This window comes from Pseudomonas sp. 67(2021) (genome assembly GCF_017491835.1).
GTDB classification, from domain to species: Bacteria; Pseudomonadota; Gammaproteobacteria; order Pseudomonadales; family Pseudomonadaceae; genus Aquipseudomonas; species Aquipseudomonas atacamensis.
The window spans coordinates 266977-288067 of record NZ_JAFGYL010000001.1 but is presented as its reverse complement, the minus strand read 5'-3'; the positions used below and the strand labels follow the sequence as shown (position 1 = coordinate 288067).

Genomic DNA, 21091 nt, shown 5'->3' with positions numbered 1-21091 from the left:
CTCCAAAAGGGTGCTTGACCCTATAGTGGCTACAGGGTCTTTACTTGGCAACAGGCACCTTCATGGACGCGACCAATGAGCGATTCCCTGCACACCCACAAGCCCGGCGACGGTCACGATCACAGTCATAAATTGCAGCCCGTGCATAAACATGCGCATGGCGGCGATGCCTGCTGCTCGTCAAAAGCCGCCGCACCTGCGCGGGTGCAATTGAGCGAAAAGACCAGCGCCGACGCGCGCCTGAGCAGCTTCCGCATCGAGGCGATGGACTGCCCGACCGAGCAGACGCTGATCCAGAACAAGCTCGGCAAACTGGCCGGCGTGCAGCAGCTGGAATTCAACCTGATCAACCGCGTGCTTGGCGTAACCCACAATCTGCCGGGCACCGAGCCGATCACCGACGCGATCAAATCCCTCGGCATGCACGCCGAGCCACTCGAGGCGGGTGTCGACGCGCCGGCCCCGGCTGCGGTGAAAAAGCACTGGTGGCCACTGGCGCTGTCCGGCCTGACCGCGCTGGGCGCCGAAGTCATCCACTTCACCAGCGCTGCCCCCGACTGGGTGGTGGCGATTGTTGCGCTGGTGTCGATCCTCAGCGGCGGCCTCGGCACCTATAAAAAGGGCTGGATTGCCCTGAAGAACCGCAACCTCAACATCAATGCGCTGATGAGCATTGCCGTGACGGGCGCGATCCTCATCGGCCAGTGGCCGGAAGCGGCGATGGTGATGTTCCTCTTCACCGTCGCCGAGCTGATCGAAGCACGCTCGCTGGACCGCGCGCGCAATGCGATCAGTGGTTTGATGCAAATGACTCCCGAGCAAGCCACGGTATTGCAGGCTGACGGCAACTGGCGCGAACAAGAGGTGAAAAACGTCGATCTCGGCGCGCGCGTGCGGGTAAAACCCGGCGAGCGCATCGCCCTGGACGGCGCGGTGGTCAGCGGCAGCTCGACCATTGATCAGGCACCGATCACCGGTGAAAGCCTGCCGGTGGAAAAAACTGTCGGTGACAAAGTCTTCGCTGGCACCATCAATCAGGCCGGCTCGCTGGAATACACGGTGACCGCTGCGGCGAACAACTCGACCCTGGCGCGAATCATTCACGCCGTCGAACAGGCCCAGGGCGCGCGGGCACCGACGCAGCGTTTCGTTGACCAATTCTCGAAAATCTACACCCCGGCGGTATTCGTCTTCGCCTTGGCCGTGGCGATCATCCCGCCGTTGTTCATGGGCGCGGCGTGGTTCGACTGGATCTACCGCGCGCTGGTGCTGCTGGTGGTGGCCTGTCCGTGCGCACTGGTGATTTCCACCCCGGTGACCATCGTCAGCGGCCTCGCGGCGGCGGCGCGCAAGGGCATTCTGGTCAAGGGCGGCGTGTACCTGGAGGGCGGTTTCAAGCTCGATTATCTGGCGCTGGACAAGACCGGCACGATCACCCACGGCAAACCGGTGCAGACCGATTACCTGTCGCTCGATCCGACAGCCGATGCCAGCGCGCCGGCCATCGCTGCCGCGCTGGCCGGGCGCTCCGATCACCCGGTGTCGTTGGCCATCGCCAACGCCGCTGTGGATAAAGATTTCGCCGCACTGCCTGTGGACAACTTCGCCGCGCTGGGCGGGCGGGGCGTCAAAGGCGACATCAACGGCCAGACTTATCACTTGGGCAACCATCGTCTGATTGAAGAATTGGGCCTTTGCTCGCCGCAACTGGAAGAGAAGCTGTTCGCGCTGGAGAAACAGGGCAAATCCGTGGTGCTGTTGCTCGACAGCGCAGGCCCCTTGGCGCTGTTCGCCGTCGCCGACACGGTCAAGGAAACCAGCCGCGAAGCGATTCGTCAGTTGCATGAACTCGGGGTGAAAACCCTTATGCTGACCGGCGACAACGTCCACACCGCGCAAGCGATTGCCGCCCAGGTCGGCATCGACGAGGCGCGCGGCGATTTGCTGCCGACCGACAAGCTGCAAGCCATCGAAGATCTGTACAAGCAGGGCCACCGGGTCGGCATGGTCGGCGACGGCATCAACGATGCCCCGGCATTGGCCCGTGCCGAGATCGGTTTCGCCATGGCCGCCGCCGGCACCGACACGGCGATCGAAACCGCCGATGTCGCCCTGATGGACGACGATCTGCGCAAGATTCCTGCGTTCATCAGCCTGTCGCGCAATACCGCGAGCATCCTGAAACAGAACATCGCACTGGCGCTGGTGATCAAGGCGATCTTTCTTGCGGTAACCTTCGCCGGGCTCGCCACCATGTGGATGGCGGTGTTTGCCGATATGGGCGTGAGCCTGCTGGTGGTGTTCAACGGTTTGCGCCTGCTGCGCAAATAAACGTGAGGGATGGTTGTGCTGAGTGCCGAGCTGAAAGCGTTTTACATGGTCGCCCGCCTGGGCAGCATCACGCTGGCGGCGAAAAAGCTCGGCCTCAGCCAACCGACCGTGACCACGCAGATTCGTAACCTGGAAAGCCAGTATTCGGTGGAGTTGTTCTACCGTGGCGGGCGCCGACTGAGCGTCAGTGACGAAGGCGCGCGGCTGCTGCCGATGGTCAAGACCCTGTTGCAGCAAGAGGCCGACATCGAGTTCTTCCTGCGCAACAGCGGTCAGGTGCAGGGCACGTTGCGTATTGCCGCGACGGCGCCGTATTACATCCTCGATCTGGTAAAAACCTTCCGCGAGCGTTTGCCGCAGGTGGAAGTGTCGGTGGAGATCGGCAATTCGCAGCAAGTGCTCGAAGCGCTGGAGGATTACCGCGTGGATGTCGCGGCATCGTCGCAGTTGCTCGACGATGCACGGTTGATTCGCCGGGTACTCGGCACCGATCCGCTGGTGCTGGCGGTGCATCGCAATCATCCGTTGGCGGCGCAGGAACATGTGACGCTGAACGCACTGGCCGGGCATACGTTGTTGATGCGCGAGCCGGGTTCGACCACGCGGCGCTTGACCGAAGAGTTGCTGGCCAGCGCCGGGGTCAGTTTCGGGCCGTTGCTGGAGATCGGCAGCCGTGAGTCGATTCGTGAAGCCGTGCTGCGCAATATCGGCATCAGCATCATCGCCCGGCAGGAAGTGCCGCATGATCCGCAATTGCGCGTGCTGACCATCGAGAATGCGCCGCAGATTCCGGAGTATCTGTATTGCCTGAAGGAAAGAAAGGGGGCGCGGTTGCCGGCGGCCTTTTTGGGGCTCGCACAGGAAATGTCCCCCGCTTAATGATCGTTCCCACGCTCCGCGTGGGAATGCAGCCCGGGACGCTCTGCGTCCCAAAAGCCGAACGCGGAGCGTCCGATGAGGCATTCCCACGCAGAGCGTGGGAACGATCTGCAGTGAACCAAAATCCTTGAATACCACTATCAGCCGTTTTTGCCTCGCTGCCACATGACGGACGCATTACAACTCTAGGATTGGCCTCATTCGTTTGCTGAGGTCCGTCCATGAATCCTGCCATCGCAACTGCCCTGACCAACCCCGGCGCGCCGATGAAAGTGCGCGGCGTGCACAAGCGTTTCGGTGCGTTCACTGCGCTGGACAACGTCTCCCTCGATGTCGCCGCCGGCGAACTGGTGTGCCTGCTCGGCCCGTCGGGCTGTGGCAAGACCACATTGTTGCGCTGCATTGCCGGGCTGGAGCAGCAGGACAGCGGCGAGTTGTATCTGGGCGATCGCGATGTCTCGCATCTTGCTCCGCAAGCGCGGGATTACGGGATTCTGTTCCAGTCCTACGCGTTGTTTCCCAATCTGACGGTCGAGGCGAACATTGCCTACGGCCTCGTCGGCAGCGGTCGCGATGAAGTGCGCCGGCGTGTCGGTCAGATGCTGGAACTGGTCGGCCTCAGCGGCAGTGAGAAAAAGTATCCAGGCCAATTGTCCGGCGGTCAGCAACAGCGAGTAGCGCTCGCTCGCGCATTGGCGCCGGCGCCGTCGCTGCTGTTGCTCGACGAACCGATGTCGGCCCTCGACGCGCGGGTGCGCGAGCATCTGTGCACCGAGCTGCGTCAGCTGCAACGCAACCTCGGCATCACCACGCTGATGGTCACGCACAATCAGGACGAAGCGATGTTGATGGCCGACCGCATCGCGGTGATGAACAACGGTCGCGTCGAGCAGTACGCCACCCCGCAGGAAATCTACAACCGCCCGGCCACGCCGTTCGTGGCCGAGTTTGTCGGCCAGGGCAACTGGCTGCCGTTTCAGCGCAGCAGCGACAGTCACGCCAAGGTTGGCGGGATGAATCTGCGCTTGGCCGAGGGCAGCGTACACGGCGCTTCGGGTCGACTGTTTTGCCGCCCGGAGGCGATCAACGTCAACCCGCTGGTGCACGAAGAGAACCTGTTTCCGGCCAAGGTTCGCGAAATCACTTTCCTCGGCAATCGTTGCCGGATGAGCTTCGAACTCGATCAATTGCCGGGCCACGCACTGCTCGCCGAAATCGCGCCAGAAGCCATGCCGCGCCTCGGCGCCCAGCAAATCATGGTCGCCTTGCCGCCGCGCAGTTTGCAGGTGTTCGCCTGATGAACAGCAACCTCGCGCTGCCGCTACCGCACAAGCAGGTGCGACAGTCCTCGAAAGCCGAGATCGGCGATCGCCTGTTCGTGCTCGGCGGCAAAATCCTCCTGCTGGTGTTGCTCGGCCTCGCGGTGCTGCTGCCGTTGCTGGCGATCTTCTGGCGCGGCTTCAGCAATGACGCCGGGCAGGGCGGTGGCTGGCTCGCCGCGAAAGAATTGGTGACCAGTGCCAATTTCCACTGGCTGCTCGGCAACAGCCTGAAAGTGTCCCTCAGCGTTGCGGCCATTGTCGTACCGCTGGCCTACCTGTTTGCCTACGCGCTGCAACGCACGCTGATTCGGGGCAAAGGCATCTGGCGCGGAATCTCGCTGCTGCCACTGATGGCGCCGTCGATGCTGCCGGGAATTGCGCTGGTCTATCTGTTCGGCAATCAGGGCATGTTGCGTGGGCTGCTCTCGGACAATATCTATGGGTTCTGGGGCATTGTGCTGGGCGAGGTGATCTACACCTTCCCCCATGCGCTGATGATTTTGCTCTCGGCATTGTCGCTGGCCGATGCGCGGCTGTTCGACGCCGCATCGAGCATGGGCGCCAGTCCGGCCAAAGCGTTTCGCAGCATCACCTGGCCGGCGACCCGCCAGGCGGTATTCGCTGCGTTCTGTCTGGTGTTCACCCTGACCATCACCGATTTCGGTGTGCCGGTGGTGGTCGGTGGCGACTATCAAGTGTTGGCGCTGGAAGCCTACAAAGCCGTGGTCGGCCAGCAGCAATTCGGTCGCGGCGCGTTGATCGGTATGGTGCTGTTGCTGCCGGCGCTGTTCAGTTTCGGTGTCGATGCATGGTTGCGTCGGCGTCACGGCGATTCCATGAGCGGGCGCGCGCAAGTGTTCAAACCGCTGCCGTCGAAAATGCGCGACGGCTGCTATCTGGCGATCGTTTTGCTGATTTGCGCCGCGCTGCTGCTGGTGTTCGGCATGGCGGTGTTCTCGTCGCTGGTGAAGTTCTGGCCGTACAACCTGTCGCTGTCGCTCAACCACTATCAGTTCAACGAGACCGCCGGCGGTGGCTGGCTCGCCTACGGCAACAGTCTGAAAATGGCGCTGGGCACCGCGCTGATTGGCAGCGTGCTGATTTTCACTGGCGCCTATCTGATGGAGAAAACCCGCACCCAGCGCGGCTTGAACCTGGCTTTGCGCATGCTCAGCTTCGTGCCGATGGCGGTGCCGGGGCTGGTGCTGGGCCTGGGCTACGTCTTCTTCTTCAACCTCAGCGGCAATCCGCTGCACGTGCTCTACGGGACGATGACGCTGCTGATCGTCTGCACCATTGCGCACTACCTGACCACCGCACAAATGACCGCGACCACCGCGCTGCGCCAGCTCGATGGTGAGTTCGAGGCTGCGGCGCTGTCGCTGAAGTCGCCGCTGTACCGGCATTACCTGCGCGTGACTGTGCCGATCTGCTTGCCGGCGCTGCTGGACATCGTGCGCTACCTGTTCGTCTCGGCAATGACCACGGTTTCCGCCGCGATCTTCCTCTACAGCCCCGACACCATCCTCGCGGCGGTGGCGGTGCTGAATATGGACGATGCCGGCAACGTCGGCGGCGCGGCGGCAATGTCGACCCTGATTCTGTTCACTTCGGCCGGCGTGTCGCTGCTGCTGGCGTGGGCTTCGCGCGGCCTGTTGCGCCGTTCCCAGGCCTGGCGGCAAACCGCGCCCGGTCACTGATTGCAAACCCGATCAACTCATCTACAGGAAAACGCTCATGTTCAAGCCTATGGCCCTGGCCGCTGCTGTGCTCGCGACTTTCAGCCTGAATGCCTTCGCGGCAAAAACCGAGTTGACGGTGTACACCGCACTCGAAGCCGAACAGCTGAAGTCCTACAAGGACGCTTTCGAAAAGGCCAACCCGGACGTCGAAATCAAGTGGGTGCGCGATTCGACCGGGATCATCACCGCCAAACTGCTCGCCGAAAAAGCCCGCCCGCAGGCCGACGCGGTGTGGGGCCTTGCCGCGTCGAGCCTGGCGATTCTCGATCAGCAAGGCATGCTGCAAAGCTATGCACCGAAGGATCTCGGCAAGATCGGCGCGAACTACCGCGACGCCGCCAACCCGCCAGCCTGGGTCGGCATGGACGTGTGGGCCGCGACCATTTGCTTCAACACTGTCGAAGCCGAGAAGCAGGGGCTGAGCAAACCGGTCAGTTGGCAGGATCTGACCAAGCCTGAGTACAAGGGCAAGATCGTCATGCCCAACCCGGCGTCGTCCGGCACTGGTTTCCTCGACGTCAGCGCCTGGCTGCAAACCTTCGGCGAGAAGCAGGGCTGGGCGTATATGGACGGCCTGCACCAGAACATCGGCCAGTACGTCCACTCCGGTTCCAAGCCGTGCAAGCTGGCGGCGGCGGGGGAGTTTCCGATCGGGATTTCCTTTGAATATCCAGCCGTACAGTTGAAACGCCAGGGCGCGCCGCTGGACATCATCCTGCCGAAGGAAGGTCTGGGCTGGGAGATTGAAGCGACAGCGGTGATCAAAGGCACGCCGCATGAAGAGGCAGCGAAGAAACTCGCTGACTTCTCCGCCAGCGCCGAGGCGATGGATCTGTACAAAGAGAACTTCGCCGTGCTCGCCCAGCCGGGGATAGCCAAGCCGCAGACCGAATTGCCGGCCGACTATGAGCAGCGTCTGATCAAGAACGACTTTGCCTGGGCCTCGAAGAATCGCGACGAGATCCTGGCTGAATGGCGCAAGCGGTATGACGGCAAGTCCGAGAAAGTTGTCGCCAAGTAAGATCTTTATCGACTGACAAGGCCCCTTCGCGAGCAGGCTCGCTCCCACAGTTGCAATGCTGTCCCCTGTGGGAGCGAGCCTGCTCGCGAAAGCGGTTTCTCATTCAGAGCACCTCTACATGACACAACCCAAAGACCTGCTCATCATCGGCGCCGGCATTCTCGGTCTGTCCCACGCCTATGCCGCTGCCAAACGCGGCCTGAAAGTCGCGGTATTCGAACGCACCGCCACGCCCCTTGGCGCTTCGGTGCGCAACTTCGGCCAGGCGCTGGTGACCGGTCAGCCGCCCGGCATCATGCTCGAACTGGCCAAGGCCAGCCGCGAGATCTGGGGCGACTGGGCGCAACTTGCCGGCCTGCAGGTCAAGCGCAACGGCTCATACCTGTTCGCCCGTAACGAGGCCGAAGAACACCTGCTCGAAGCCTTCTGCGCCGGCCGCGCGGTCGAGCATGGCTACAACGTCGAGCTGCTGCGCGGCGCGGCGTTGCGTGATTTGTATGGCAGCCAGTTCAGCCATCACCGCGCCGCGCTGCACGGTATCGATGATCAGCAGTTGTACTCACGCGAAGCGATTCCCGCGCTGATCGACTACTTGCGCCGTGACCTCGGCGTCGAGTTTCACTTTTCCACGCTGGTGCGCGACGTCGAACCGGGGCGTCTGCACAGCACCGCCGGCAGTTTTACCGGCAAGCAGATCATCGTCTGCTCCGGCCACGATTATCAGACCCTACTGGCCGAGCCGATTGCTGCGCTCAATCCGCAGATCTGTCGTCTGCAAATGCTGCGGGCCAAACCGCAGGTCGATCTCAATCTGCAACACGCCGTGCTCACCGGCCTGAGCTGCGTGCACTACGGCGCTTTCGCCGATTTGCCGGAAGCCGCAGCGGTGCAGGCGCAGATTCTCCGTGAACAACCGCACCTGCACGCCAACGGCATTCACCTGCTGATCAGCCCGACGCCGTATGGCGAACTGATCATTGGCGATTCGCATCATTACGGCAGCGATGCGTCACCGTTCAATGCCGAGCAGATTGACAACTGGATGCTCGAACTCGCCGAGCAGACGCTGGGCTGCAAGGTGCAAGTGGTCGAACGCTGGCAGGGCGTCTATGGTTCTCGGGGGCCAGGGCCGTTTTCTTTCCTGCGCCCGGCACCGGGCCTGAGCGTGGCGCTGATGCACACCGGCGTCGGCATGAGCGTCGGCCCGGCGCTGGCCGAACGCAACATCGCGCAGTTACTGGAGCAAGCATGAATCAAGAACAGGTGATCGCCCGGGTGTTCGGCCTGTATGAACGCTTCGGCGCGAGCGATTACATCGGCGAACCGGTGTCGCAACTCGAGCACATGTCCCAGGCCGCAGAACTGGCCATGGCTGAAGGCTGTGACGATGAAGTGGTGCTGGCGGCGTTTTTTCATGACGTCGGCCATTTGTGTGCCGAGGGCGCGGAAAACATGGGCGGTTATGGCGTGGTCAGCCATGAACGGCTCGGTGCCGATTATCTGCGTGAGGCAGGTTTCAGCGAGCGGCTGGCGCGACTGGTGGAATATCACGTCCAGGCCAAACGCTATCTGACCTTGCGCGAGCCGGGCTATTACGCGCGGTTGAGTGAGGCGAGTCGCAGGACGCTGGAATATCAGGGCGGTGTGATGAGCGCGGCTGAGGCGGATGCGTTCGAGGCTGATCCGTTGTGTGCGCTGAGTTTGCGCATGCGGCGCTGGGATGAGTTGGCGAAGGAGGTTGCGGTGCCGCTGGTGGATCTGGCTGGATTGAAAGCGAAAGCGGCGCGACTGCTGGCTGTTTAGGACTGTGCACCGAGGTGCTGCATTCGCGAGCAGGCTCGCTCCCACAGGGATCCGCATTCCAGGGTGGGAGCGAGCCTGCTCGCGAATGAGTCAGCGCTACAAATTTTCAGCCAACGCCTCAACCTGCTCCTGCCTTTCCGCCTGATTCAACTTCGCCTGCGGATTGAGCGACGACCACTGCGGATGCGCGCGCGCCTTGTTCAGCGCTTCCGGCAACTTGCCTTCGCGCCAGGTTTTATCCACAGGCGTGGCCACCTGAATGCTGTCCATCGCCGCATGCCCGCGCTGATCGAGCGCCAGCAACAACTGGCGCTGGCGCAACGCCAACAGGCGCAGCACGGCGTCATCCACCGTCAATTCCCGCTGGCCTTTGATCTTGCCGAGCAGGCGACTGCCATAACTGCGCGCCGTTTGCAGCGCACCGCCGGCAATCGCGCCGGCCAATGCTGCTGCGCCGAGGGTAATCCCGCCGACCAGCAAATCCACACCAGCCCCGGCCGCTGCACCGGCAGCAATGCCGCCGCCGACGCGCACGCCGAGTTGCTTCAGGGTTTCCGGGTTGAACAGATCATCGCCCCAACGCCCGTCGAGCAGCGGCAAGTCGCTGGCCGCCGCGTCCTGCGGGCGAAACGCGTAGAGCTTGAGCAACGCCTCGACGCACTTCTGCTCACGCTGGCGTACGGCTTTGCGCAGCTCGCTGATCGCCTGCTGTTCCTGCTCGGCTTCGCTGACCACACTGCGCCGGCACGCGGCGCAGTCGATCAGCAATTCGGCAATCAGGCGTGCGGCGCTTTGCTGACGGGCGAGGCGCTGCGCCTGCTGGTCGGCGATCAACCGCTCCAGTTGCGGCCGGGCGTTTTCCAATAGCAGGGCGAGGCTCTCGTACAAGCGCCGCTCGCCATCCTCGGGCGGCGCGACGCTATCAAAGCGCACCAGCGCATGCAGGCCCAACCGCGCCAGCGCCTCGCGCCAATCCGGCTCACGATGGTTGGCGCTGCTGACGAAATTCAGCACCGGCAGCAGCGGTTTGCCGCAACTGGCGAGCACTTCCAGCTCGTCGCGATACTTGGCCAGCACCGGTTCACGGGCGTCGATCACATACAGACCAGCGTCGGAAGCGAGCAATTGCCGCAGCACCTTGGCCTCCTGCTCGAAACGCTGGCGCGCCTCGCTGCCGTCGAGAAACCGCGCCAGCCGCGCCGGGCCGTCGAGACGTTCGCCGGGGCGTTCCAGACGCTCGAGAAAATCCAGCAGGGCGATCGCATCTTCCAGCCCCGGCGTGTCGTACAGATCGAGCAACGGCTCGCCGTCCACCGACAACCGCGCGCCTTCAACATGCCGGGTGGTACTCGGCCGATGCGAGACTTCGCCGAAGCCGACATCGCGGGTCAGCGTGCGCAGCAGCGAGGTCTTGCCGACGTTGGTGTGGCCGACCACCGCGAGTTTCAGCGGGGCCTTGCGTGCATCAGTCATGTCCGCTCTCCAGCCAGTTCATCGGCGCGCAATCGGCAAACGGCAGGTCCAGTTGTTGCAGCGCCGCGTGCCAGTCACCCAGACGTTGCCCGTCCAGCGCTTCGCCAGGCGGCGCTTGCAGCAGCCAGATGCGAGTGGCGCCGGCGTTGCGCGCGAGTTCGGCGATCAGCGCGAGGCTGCCGCGATCCGGCGAGCGTCGCGGATCGCAGGCGATGGCCAGCCGCGCCGGCGGGAAGCGACTGAGTTGTTCGAGCAGTTTGTGCCGCGATTCGCGACTATCGAGGATGCCCGCGTTGCTGACGTTTTTCGGCAGCGCGGGTGGCCACGGACGCTGTTCGTCCAACTCGATCGCCACCAGCAGCGCGCCTTCACTGGCCAGTTCGCCGACGTTGCTTTCGACGCGATGCAGTTGCGCCGGCTCCGGGTCGTTGACGCCGAGGCGCTCGCTGGTCGGCATCAGCCTTTCGCGCAGTTGCGCGTAGCCGGGCAAATTCAGATCCAGGCGCAGCGCGGCTTTGCCGCTGTTCCAGCGCCACAGGCAGAACAGCGCGAGCAGCAGGCGCGGCAGCACGCCGTAGACCACCAGCACGCCGACCAGCCAGGTCGCCCAGGCCTGTCGCGCGCTTTCAATATTCAGTGCGCCGGCGCCGCTGGCGCGGATCATTTCCTCGGTCGGCACGTTGAAGCCGAGCAGCGCCGGCAGATAGCCAAGGGCCTGGGTGACATGGATAAAGGTGTCTGCACCGAGGATCGTGGTTTCCCAGACAAAGCCGTAGCGCCGCGTGGCCATCAGCGTCAGCAGCAGAATCAGCGCGCTGAGCATTGCCAGCAGCCACAGGCCATTGACCAACGCGCCGAGTGCCCAGCGGTTGAGTTTCTTGCGTTGCAGCAGCAACAGCAGGGCCGGCGCCAGTTGCGCGGCTTTGGCGTCGCGGGCGAATTTTTCGCTGAGCCACAGCCACAAGCGCCCAAGGGTGGCGCCGTGTTCGCCAGCGAAAATCAAACCCAGCGCCCAGCTCAGCAGCAAAATCAGATTGATCCCGAGCAGACTGCCCAGCGCCCAGAACACATTCACCGGCGTCTGGCCAAGTGCGGCGAATGCCAGACCGGCGCCGCTGAGTACGGCGAAAATCATCAACAGCACCAGCGCCAGACGCGCGCCTTGCAGCCAGTGCTTGAGCGCGGCGGTCAGCCCGTCACGCTCGGCCAGCCATAGCGCCCGGCGCGCAATGCGGCTCGGCAGATCGCCGCCAGCGGCGCGGGCCAGACGATTGGCTTCCAGGTCATCCAGCGGCCCCGCGTGTTCTTCGCGCAGGCGGATGGTTTCGGTGAGCCAGAGGTTTTGCAGTGGAGTCAGTTCAGTCACGCGGCGTCCCGTCGCTAAATCGAGCGCTGAGCATAACCGCTGTGGCGCTTATCGGGGTAAGCGCGGCTCTGGTATCCTCGCCGGCATGACTAAATCACTGCCCCTAAGCCTGATCGCAGCCCTCGGTGAAAACCGCGTGATCGGCGTCGACAACAGCATGCCCTGGCACCTGCCGGGGGACTTCAAATACTTCAAGGCGACCACGCTCGGCAAGCCGATCATCATGGGCCGAAAGACCTGGGATTCGCTCGGCCGGCCGCTGCCGGGGCGCTTGAACATCGTGGTCAGCCGCCAGACCGATCTGCAGCTCGAAGGCGCCGAGGTCTATCCGTCGCTGGAAGCCGCCGTGGCCCGCGCCGAGGAATGGGCGAAAGCCCAGGGCGTTGATGAGCTGATGCTGATTGGCGGCGCGCAGTTGTATGCGCAGGGACTGGCGCATGCCGATCGGCTGTACCTGACCCGCGTGGCGCTGAGCCCGGAAGGGGATGCGTGGTTTCCGAAGTTTGATCTGAGCGAATGGAAGCTGGTGTCGAATGTTGAAAACCCGGCGGTTGAAGATAAACCCGCGTACAACTTCGAAGTCTGGGAGAAAAAGCAGCTTTAAGCCTCAAGCTGCAAGTAAAAGCTGATTGGCTCTTGGCTTGCAGCTTGCAGCTTGCAGCTTGCAGCTTGCAGCTTCAGCTGACTAGCTGCGCGTGTTCATCGGCATCCAGCAGCGCTTTATCCGTCTGCTGCATGACCTGACTGGTAATCGCCCCGGCGGTAATCGAGCCACTCACGTTCAACGCCGTGCGGCCCATATCGATCAGCGGTTCGACCGAAATCAGCAACGCCACCAGTGACACCGGCAAGCCCATCGCCGGCAGCACGATCAGGGCGGCGAACGTCGCGCCGCCACCGACTCCGGCCACGCCGGCCGAACTCAACGTGACAATCGCCACCAGCGTCGCGATCCACAGCGGATCCAGCGGGTTGATGCCGACCGTTGGCGCGACCATCACGGCCAACATCGCCGGGTACAGGCCTGCGCAACCGTTCTGGCCGATGGTCGCACCGAACGAGGCAGCGAAACTGGCGACCGACGACGGAATACCCAGGCGGCGGGTCTGCGCTTCAATGCTCAGCGGGATGGTCGCCGCGCTGGAGCGACTGGTGAAAGCAAACGTCAGCACCGGCCAGATCTTGCGGAAGAAGCGCAGCGGGTTGATCCCGGCGGCCGACACCAGCACGCCGTGCACAACGAACATCAGGCCCAGGCCGATATACGAGACCACGACGAAACTGCCGAGCTTGATGATGTCCTGCAGGTTGGAACCGGCGACCACTTTGGTCATCAGCGCCAGCACGCCATAGGGGGTCAGCTTCATCACCAGACGCACTAGACGCATCACCCAGGCTTGCAGGGTGTCGATGGCGTTGATCACTTTCTGACCTTTTTCCACGTCATCCTTGAGCAACTGCAACGCAGCAACCCCAAGGAACGCGGCGAAGATCACTACGCTGATGATCGAGGTCGGCTTGGCCCGGGCCAGGTCGGCGAACGGGTTCTGCGGAATGAACGACAGCAGCAATTGCGGCACATTCAGGTCGGCAACCTTGCCGGCGTAGTCGTTCTGAATGGTTTGCAGGCGCGCCATTTCCTGGGTGCCGGCGACCAGACCTTCAGCGCTGAGGCCGAACAGGTTGGTCAGGCCGATGCCGATCAACGCCGCGATGGCGGTGGTGAACAGCAGCGTGCCGATGGTCAGGAAACTGATTTTGCCCAGCGACGAAGCGTTGTGCAGGCGTGCCACGGCGCTGAGGATCGAAGCAAACACCAGCGGGATCACGATCATCTGCAGCAACTGCACGTAACCGTTGCCGACCAGATCGAACCAGCCGATCGAGGCTTTCAGCACCGGGTTGCCGGCACCGTAAATCGTGTGCAGCGCAACGCCGAACGCCACGCCGAGGACCAGTGCAAGCAGGACTTTTTTCGCTAGGCTCCAAGTGGTGTGGCGGGTTTGCGCCAGACCGAGGAGCAAGGCGAGGAACACCAGCAGGTTGAGAATCAACGGTAGATTCATGAGAACTCCAGTAAAGACTGTGCCAACAGCCGTCCGGGGCTGCTGCGAACCGGAAAGCCTAACAGCTTGATTTGCAATGATTTAATACCGAAATGGCAGGGCGTCCGTCGTTTTTGGAATAAGCGCGTGTCGCTGTCGGCAATGCAACTGACGCGCAGGGGACGCAAGCGGTCGCTGACAGGCGAGGGTTGTCACACTGATTTGTTAGCGTCGAACTCTTTGCATCGGGGAGTAGCGCTATGAAAATTGCACGCACGTTGTTGGCTGTAGCACTGGCGGCTGGCCTCGTCGGCCAGGCATTGGCCACGGACCTCAAGCATTGGCCGGCAGATCAGGCCAAGGCGCTGGACGCGATGATCGCTGCCAACGCCAACAAGGGTAATTACGCGGTGTTCGACATGGACAACACCAGTTACCGCTACGACCTCGAAGAATCCTTGCTGCCGTTCATGGAAAACAAGGGCCTGATCACCCGCGACAAGCTCGACCCCTCGCTGAAACTGATGCCGTTCAAGGACACCGCCGAGCACAAGGAAAGCCTGTTCAGTTATTACTACCGGCTCTGCGAAGTCGACGACATGGTCTGCTACCCGTGGGTGGCGCAGGTGTTCTCCGGCTTCACACTCAAGGAGCTCAAGGGCTACGTCGATGAGCTGATGGCTTCGGGCAAACCGGTGCCGGCGACGTATTACGAAGGCGATGTGGTGAAGAAGCTCGACGTCAATCCGCCGAAGATCTTCACTGGCCAGCAAGAGCTGTATAACAAGCTGATGGAGAACGGCATCGAGGTTTACGTGATGACCGCCGCTTCAGAGGAACTGGTGCGTATGGTCGCGGCGGATCCCAAGTACGGCTACAACGTCAAACCGCAGAACGTCATTGGCGTTTCACTGCTGCTCAAGGATCAGAAGACCGGCGAGCTGACCACTGCGCGCAAACAGATCACTGCCGGCAAATATGACGAGAAGGCCAACCTGGGCCTGGAGCTGACGCCGTACCTGTGGACCCCGGCAACCTGGATGGCCGGCAAGCACGCGGCGATCCTCACCTACATCGATGAATGGAAAAAACCGGTACTGGTCGGCGGCGATACCCCGACGAGCGACGGTTACATGCTGTTCCACGATGTCGACGTGGCCAAGGGCGGCATTCACTTGTGGATCAACCGCAAGGACAAGTACATGACGCAAATCAACGGCATGATGGCCAAGCACGCAGCGGCGCAGGCCAAGGAAGGCTTGCCGGTGACAGCGGACAAGAACTGGGTGATCGTCAAGCCGGAAGAAATTCAATAAAAGCAGCTGCAAGCTACAAGCTACAAGCGGCAAGAAAAAGCAACTTGGCTCTTGCTTGAAGCTTGCAGCTTGAAGCTTTTGATCGTTCCCACGCAGAGCGTGGGAACGATCACCTTTGCTTGCAGCTTGCAGCTTGCAGCTTGCAGCTTGCAGCTTGCAGCTTGCAGCTGTAGCTGCCTCAAATCCCGTCGAGCATCGCTTTGTTACGCACAGCGCCCTTGTCGGCACTGGTCGCCAGCAGGGCGTAGGCCTTGAGGGCGGTGGTCACCTTGCGTGGGCGCACCTCGACCGGTTTCCAGCCTTTCTTGTCCTGCTCGGCGCGGCGTGCCGCCAGTTCTTCGTCGCTGACCAACAGGTTGATCGAGCGGTTCGGAATGTCGATCAGCACCTTGTCGCCATCCTGCACCAGACCGATCGCGCCACCGGCCGCAGCCTCTGGCGAAGCGTGGCCGATCGACAGGCCGGAAGTGCCGCCGGAGAAACGCCCGTCGGTGAGCAGCGCGCAGGCTTTGCCCAGGCCTTTGGATTTCAGGTAGGACGTCGGGTAGAGCATTTCCTGCATGCCCGGGCCGCCTTTCGGGCCTTCGTAGCGAATGATGACGATGTCGCCTTCCTTCACTTCGTCGGCGAGGATGCCGCGCACGGCGCTGTCCTGGCTTTCGAAGATTTTCGCGTTGCCTTCGAAGACGTGGATCGACTCATCGACCCCGGCGGTTTTCACCACGCAACCGTCCTGCGCGATGTTGCCGTACAGCACGGCGAGGCCGCCTTCTTTCGAATAGGCGTGCTCGAAGCTGCGGATGCAGCCGTTTTCACGATCGTCGTCGAGGGTTTCCCAACGGGTCGACTGGCTGAACGCGGTCTGGGTCGGAATGCCCGCCGGACCAGCCTTGAAGAAGTGATGCACGGCTTCGTCGCTGGTCTGGGTGATGTCCCACTTGGCGATGGCTTCTTCCATGCTGCGGCTGTGTACGGTCGGCAGGTCGGTGTGCAGCAGGCCGCCACGGGCCAGCGAACCGAGGATGCTGAAAATGCCGCCGGCGCGGTGCACGTCTTCCATGTGGTACTTCTGGATGTTCGGTGCAACTTTGCACAGCTGTGGCACGCTGCGCGAGAGACGGTCGATGTCGCGCAGGTCGAAATCGATCTCGGCTTCCTGGGCAGCTGCGAGCAAGTGCAGGATGGTGTTGGTCGAACCGCCCATGGCGATGTCGAGCATCATCGCGTTCTCGAACGCCTTGAAGTTGGCTATGTTGCGCGGCAGCACGGAGTCATCGTTCTCGCCGTAGTAACGCTTGCACAGCTCGACGATGGTGCGACCGGCCTGGAGGAACAGCTGTTCGCGGTCGCTGTGGGTGGCCAGGGTCGAACCGTTGCCCGGCAAGGCCAGACCCAGTGCTTCGGTCAGGCAGTTCATCGAGTTGGCGGTGAACATGCCGGAGCACGAACCACAGGTCGGACAGGCGCTACGCTCGTACTCGGCGACTTTCTCGTCAGAAGCGCTGGAGTCGGCGGCGATTACCATGGCGTCGACGAGGTCGAGGCCGTGGGAAGCGAGTTTGGTCTTGCCGGCTTCCATCGGGCCACCGGAAACGAAGATCACCGGGATGTTCAGGCGCAGCGCGGCCATCAGCATGCCCGGTGTGATCTTGTCGCAGTTGGAAATGCACACGATGGCGTCGGCGCAGTGGGCATTGACCATGTACTCGACGGAGTCGGCGATGATCTCGCGGCTCGGCAGCGAATACAGCATGCCGTCGTGGCCCATGGCGATGCCGTCATCGACAGCGATGGTGTTGAATTCCTTGGCCACGCCACCGGCGCGTTCGATTTCGCGGGCGACCAGTTGACCCAGGTCCTTCAGGTGCACATGCCCCGGGACGAACTGGGTAAACGAGTTGGCGATGGCAATGATCGGCTTCTTGAAGTCGTCATCTTTCATGCCGGTGGCGCGCCACAGTGCGCGGGCGCCGGCCATGTTGCGGCCGTGGGTGGATGTTTTCGAGCGGTAATCTGGCATGGAGCACTCCGGGCGGCTAATCACGTACTAAAGGGGAGTGAGCTTCTGTTGACCTCTGAAACACCCGAAAAATGGCCGTGTGTCCGGAAGCTGCCGATGACGTTGCGGGATCGCCGCTGGTCTCAGCCTGAGCTCATAAACCCGCCGGGGATGAATGGCGATGAATGAGGCGATTCTACACCGCTGGCGTCGCGAGGGAATGGCGCAAAGCATCGTTGACTTGCTGATGCGGTGCGCGGGATGACGACTGGCAGGGTCAATGGTCGCCTCCGGGCATCAACCTGTTGCTGCGCAGGTTGCTGACGCGACGGCCAATCACGCTGTTGAGCAACAGGGATATGCCGCTCAACAGGACGAAACCGTAGCCCAGCGTCGCTTGCAGGTTGGCCGGGCCGAGGCTGATCAAGGCGCTGACCAGCCCGCCACAGATAAAGATGATGGTGCTGCCGGCAGACGCCGATGCGCCGGCATTTTCGGCAAACAGGCTCATGGCGCGGGAGGTAGCCGGCGGGCGTGAAATGGTCGTGCCTACCGTGCAGATCAGCATCGGAATCAGCACCGTCGCCGCTGACAGATCATGACTGGCCGCCAGATAGAGCATCACCAGCCCCGAGAGCAGGATCAGACTCAGCCCGGTGAAAATCTGCTGTTGCGCATTGATATGCCGATTCAGCACGCTGGCGAACAGGCCGCCAAAGACATAGGCGGCGCCGTAGATCAGCAGGATCAAGGCGAAATCGTAAGGTGCCATCTGCAGCTGCTCCATGAAGATCAGCGGGGAAATGACAATGAAGGAAAAGTGGCAGGCGAAAGCGAATGCAGAAATCAGCCAGCAGCCGACGAATTCGAAATTGCTCAGCACCAATCTGTAGGGCTTTATGAAACCCACGTGTGGCCCATTCTGAACGGGCCGGCTGTTATCGAGCAGCCGCCACGTTTTCACCAGAACCACGGCGGCCAGGGCGATGAACACCCAGAAGCTGCCGCGCCAGCCGAGCGTGGCCTGCAGAAACGTGCCCGCCAATGGTGATACCGAAATGAAGATGCCCGTGGCGGTGACCATCAGGATCCGCAGGCGATCACGCTCGTTGCCTTCGAACAGATCCTGCACCAGTGCCTGGGACAGCACGAAGCAACCACATCCCAGCGCCTGCATCACCCGGAAAATCAGGAACAGCGTGTAGTCATTGCTCAGCACGCAGCCCAGTGCGCCGAGCAGCGACACGCTCATGCCGGCAAGCAGCAGACCTTTGCGCCCGATCACATCGGACAACGGGCCGATCAATAACTGGGCAAATGCGATGCCCACGGCAAACAGACTGATCGACAGCGCGATGTCGTTTGACGATCGGCCAAAGTGGGCTGCCAATGCCGGAAAGGAAGGCAGCAGCACATCCAGCGGAAACACGCCAAGCAGGATCATCGCCAACAACAGGCTGATTGCTCCGCGCTGCTGTCGGCGGGTGGTTGCACGGCTGTGTTTATCCATCGATCAATCCTGCTTTGGCGAAGAGTGTCTGGTTATGGGGCAATGCAAAGAAGCCGGCCTTGTGCAGGGCCTCCACAGTAGGTTTGCAGCCAGCGCGTGCACGGGCGCGGTTGGCCTGCACCGTTACCGTGCTGCCGACAATCTCCATCACGTCGATCTCGGCAATACCGGCCGAACGCAGGCTTTGTTGCAGCCAGCTTTCATCTGCTTCGAAGAAAATGGAAATGATCTCCACGAGGGTCTTGCTGGCGAACAGGCGCTGACGACTGTTCATCGCAATCCAGAAGTAATGGAAGGCTTCGGCGAAATAACGGCTGTGCCGGGCTTCGTCGGCAAGGTGATCACGCAGCATGTCGTTCACGCTGGACACCAGCGTGTCGCGACAGACCTCCAGCAACTCGCGGGCAATGATCGTTTCCGAGACAAATCCCAGCAGGAACCAGGCCAGAGCGCGGTTTTTCTCCGGCGTGCGCGCGATCAAGGCGTTCATGCGGCTGATCCGCTTCGGAATGACCGGACGCCGGGTGATGCTGTAATACGCAGCGATCTGCTCGGCAATCTGGTTGGAAAACAGCGCGTGGTAGCCCTCGTCGGTATACAGCTGCAGTGCCGCATGTTTCATCGGCAGCGGTATGTAGATGGGCAGTTCGCGGTGCGCGATGACTTCCACGGCGCGGTTGACGATGCGGTGTTCGAGCAGGGTGGTGTAGTCGAGGAAATACACCAGATGATTGGCGGTAAGGCGGTGCAGGGTTTCGCGCCCTTTGGCCTGGATGGCCGGATGCGCCAGATAGGGCACGAAGGCCGGGGGGAACCAGTAGCGGGTTTGCAATTGCTGCTCGACATCGCCCGGTAACCGGTAGTCATGGGTACTGCTGCGTACCGATGCACGGCTCTCCCAGTCTGGAAGCGTGAATTTCAGCGACCATGACACCGGGGCTTCGCTCTCGTCCATCGCCGTGGGAATCATGACTGTGCTCCGCTGAGCAGATCACGCATTTCCTGGCACATGGCGTGACCATCGCTTTCGCCGCAACCGACAAAGAACAGCGGTTGCTCGGCGCTGCCCGCGATGCCGAGCAGGGTTTCAACCTGTGCGTCGGCAAATGCGCCGGTCAGCCAGGTGTTCAGCCCCAGCGTTGTTGCTACCAGTTGAAAGGTTTGCGATAGATGACCGGCCTCGATGAATGCCATGCGATAGGCGCGCGAGTGTTCGTACTTCCACCAGAGACGATCAAACCTGGCGGTGATGAACACGCCCAGCGGCAGGTTGTTGATGAAGTGCTGGCCGCCGAGCAACTGGCCCAGTTCCGGATCCGGCAGCGCATTGATCCGACTCAGAGCGTGTTCGGCAGGGTGGTAGGCGTAGATGCCGGGTTCCAGCCCGCTGACATTTTGCGCCAGGACAAATCCCTCACAGGCGTTCAATCCGCCGCCGGACGGGCAGCTCCGGCGGGCCTCGAGACCCGGCGCGACCGGATCGGCGTGGGCATCTTCGCGCGGGGGAAGATAGCCGAGGGTCAGATAGAGCAGCGTGCCGACCTCGTTCAGTGTCACCGCCGCACCGGTGTAGGAACGACAGGTTTTGCGCCTCATCAGGGCCTGAGTCAGGCTGTCATCATTAATGGCGCCTGGTACGGGCAGGGTAATCAAGGGCTGCACTGATCGCGGCGCCGGGGTGTTCGCAGGTTCCGGCTTCGCCAGCACTTCGCTGCAGTGCGCCAGATATTGCCTGGACCACTCGTGGATATTCCGAGGCGTATGTGCGCAAGGTATATTTTGTGTGCCGATGTGATAAATCTTCGATAGTTCATCCCAGCCCCAATCCGGGCTGTCTATTTTTGAAGTTGTTATAATGCCTGCGTTCAGAAGTTGACTGTCTATTACGTTGTTGGGGTCAAATATATCAGGGTTGTGTATAAGGCTGGCGAGGCGATGGGAGTATTCAAGATCAAGTTCGTGTTGAGTATGGTTCTTGTAGTTCCAGACTACTTGTCCGGGCGGGCGCGGCAATATAAAAAGAAAAGGATTGATATACATGGGTTCAGATCACTCAGGAAAGTCTGATGGACGCCAGAGTGCCGGCACTCTCCAGCGTCCAGGCTACTTAGCGGCCGGTGGCTGCAACCAGAAAGGCCAGGTTGGCGAGTTTGTCTGTTTCGAGATAAATGGTTTTCATGATGTGAACTCCTTGTTCGTTGGTAGTTGGAGTCGCTTCGTTGCGACAACTTCATATTAGTTTGTAATCGAATATTGGCAAGCGGATATTAGGTAGGAATATTCC

General features: G+C 61.6%; 16 protein-coding genes. 9 read left to right on the top strand and 7 right to left on the bottom strand.

Going from position 1 to position 21091, the window contains the following annotated elements; all coding sequences use genetic code 11:
* Positions 1-75: 75 nt before the first annotated feature.
* The 7 genes from J5M66_RS01295 (at position 76) to J5M66_RS01265 (ending at position 9098) form a co-directional block, all read left to right on the top strand.
* Positions 76-2331, top strand: a complete 2256-nt coding sequence (locus J5M66_RS01295) for a heavy metal translocating P-type ATPase (RefSeq protein ID WP_207807535.1) — start codon at positions 76-78, stop codon at positions 2329-2331.
* 15 nt (positions 2332-2346) lie between these two features.
* Complete coding sequence (locus J5M66_RS01290; RefSeq protein ID WP_038861192.1) at positions 2347-3210, top strand: LysR family transcriptional regulator; 864 nt, start codon at positions 2347-2349, stop codon at positions 3208-3210.
* A 221-nt stretch (positions 3211-3431) separates the two neighbouring features.
* A complete protein-coding gene (locus tag J5M66_RS01285) occupies positions 3432-4508 on the top strand; it encodes a putative 2-aminoethylphosphonate ABC transporter ATP-binding protein (RefSeq protein ID WP_207807534.1) in 1077 nt (358 codons plus the stop codon).
* Positions 4508-6232 (top strand): putative 2-aminoethylphosphonate ABC transporter permease subunit, encoded by a 1725-nt coding sequence (locus J5M66_RS01280; RefSeq protein ID WP_207807533.1) that lies wholly within the window; start codon positions 4508-4510, stop codon positions 6230-6232. The genes J5M66_RS01285 and J5M66_RS01280 overlap by 1 nt, the downstream gene beginning before the upstream one ends.
* Positions 6233-6269: 37 nt before the next feature.
* Complete coding sequence (locus J5M66_RS01275) at positions 6270-7295, top strand: putative 2-aminoethylphosphonate ABC transporter substrate-binding protein (RefSeq protein WP_130900350.1); 1026 nt, start codon at positions 6270-6272, stop codon at positions 7293-7295.
* Positions 7296-7413: 118 nt separating this feature from the next.
* The gene (locus tag J5M66_RS01270) at positions 7414-8547 is read left to right on the top strand and encodes a TIGR03364 family FAD-dependent oxidoreductase (RefSeq protein ID WP_207807532.1); all 1134 of its coding nucleotides are present in this window, start codon (positions 7414-7416) and stop codon (positions 8545-8547) included.
* Complete coding sequence (locus tag J5M66_RS01265; protein WP_207807531.1) at positions 8544-9098, top strand: phosphonate degradation HD-domain oxygenase; 555 nt, start codon at positions 8544-8546, stop codon at positions 9096-9098. The genes J5M66_RS01270 and J5M66_RS01265 overlap by 4 nt, the downstream gene beginning before the upstream one ends.
* A 96-nt stretch (positions 9099-9194) precedes the next feature.
* Here J5M66_RS01265 and J5M66_RS01260 read toward each other — a convergent pair whose 3' ends face one another.
* Positions 9195-10571 (bottom strand): GTPase/DUF3482 domain-containing protein, encoded by a 1377-nt coding sequence (locus J5M66_RS01260; protein WP_076564462.1) that lies wholly within the window; start codon positions 10569-10571, stop codon positions 9195-9197.
* On the bottom strand, positions 10564-11937 hold the full coding sequence (locus J5M66_RS01255; protein ID WP_207807530.1) for a DUF2868 domain-containing protein: 1374 nt from the start codon (positions 11935-11937) through the stop codon (positions 10564-10566). The genes J5M66_RS01260 and J5M66_RS01255 overlap by 8 nt, the downstream gene beginning before the upstream one ends.
* Before the next feature lie 85 nt (positions 11938-12022).
* Between J5M66_RS01255 and J5M66_RS01250 the strand changes: the two genes are divergently transcribed.
* Complete coding sequence (locus J5M66_RS01250; RefSeq protein WP_207807529.1) at positions 12023-12541, top strand: dihydrofolate reductase; 519 nt, start codon at positions 12023-12025, stop codon at positions 12539-12541.
* A 73-nt stretch (positions 12542-12614) separates the two neighbouring features.
* Here the strand turns inward: J5M66_RS01250 and J5M66_RS01245 are convergent, their stop codons facing one another.
* The gene (locus J5M66_RS01245; RefSeq protein ID WP_123441754.1) at positions 12615-14003 is read right to left on the bottom strand and encodes an L-cystine transporter; all 1389 of its coding nucleotides are present in this window, start codon (positions 14001-14003) and stop codon (positions 12615-12617) included.
* 239 nt (positions 14004-14242) lie between these two features.
* On the opposite strand from J5M66_RS01245, the gene J5M66_RS01240 reads away from it, so the two are divergent.
* Positions 14243-15298 (top strand): haloacid dehalogenase-like hydrolase, encoded by a 1056-nt coding sequence (locus tag J5M66_RS01240; RefSeq protein ID WP_123441753.1) that lies wholly within the window; start codon positions 14243-14245, stop codon positions 15296-15298.
* Between the two features lie 178 nt (positions 15299-15476).
* Here the strand turns inward: J5M66_RS01240 and ilvD are convergent, their stop codons facing one another.
* From ilvD to J5M66_RS01220, 4 genes are all read right to left on the bottom strand, one after another.
* A complete protein-coding gene (ilvD, locus tag J5M66_RS01235) occupies positions 15477-17318 on the bottom strand; it encodes a dihydroxy-acid dehydratase (RefSeq protein ID WP_016772696.1) in 1842 nt (613 codons plus the stop codon).
* A gap of 256 nt (positions 17319-17574) precedes the next feature.
* Positions 17575-18807, bottom strand: a complete 1233-nt coding sequence (locus tag J5M66_RS01230; RefSeq protein ID WP_207807528.1) for an MFS transporter — start codon at positions 18805-18807, stop codon at positions 17575-17577.
* Entirely contained in the window at positions 18800-19777 is a 978-nt protein-coding gene (locus J5M66_RS01225; RefSeq protein ID WP_071172201.1) for a diiron oxygenase, read from the bottom strand. The genes J5M66_RS01230 and J5M66_RS01225 overlap by 8 nt, the downstream gene beginning before the upstream one ends.
* Entirely contained in the window at positions 19774-20847 is a 1074-nt protein-coding gene (locus J5M66_RS01220; protein ID WP_207807527.1) for a SagB family peptide dehydrogenase, read from the bottom strand. The genes J5M66_RS01225 and J5M66_RS01220 overlap by 4 nt, the downstream gene beginning before the upstream one ends.
* Positions 20848-21091: the final 244 nt, after the last annotated feature.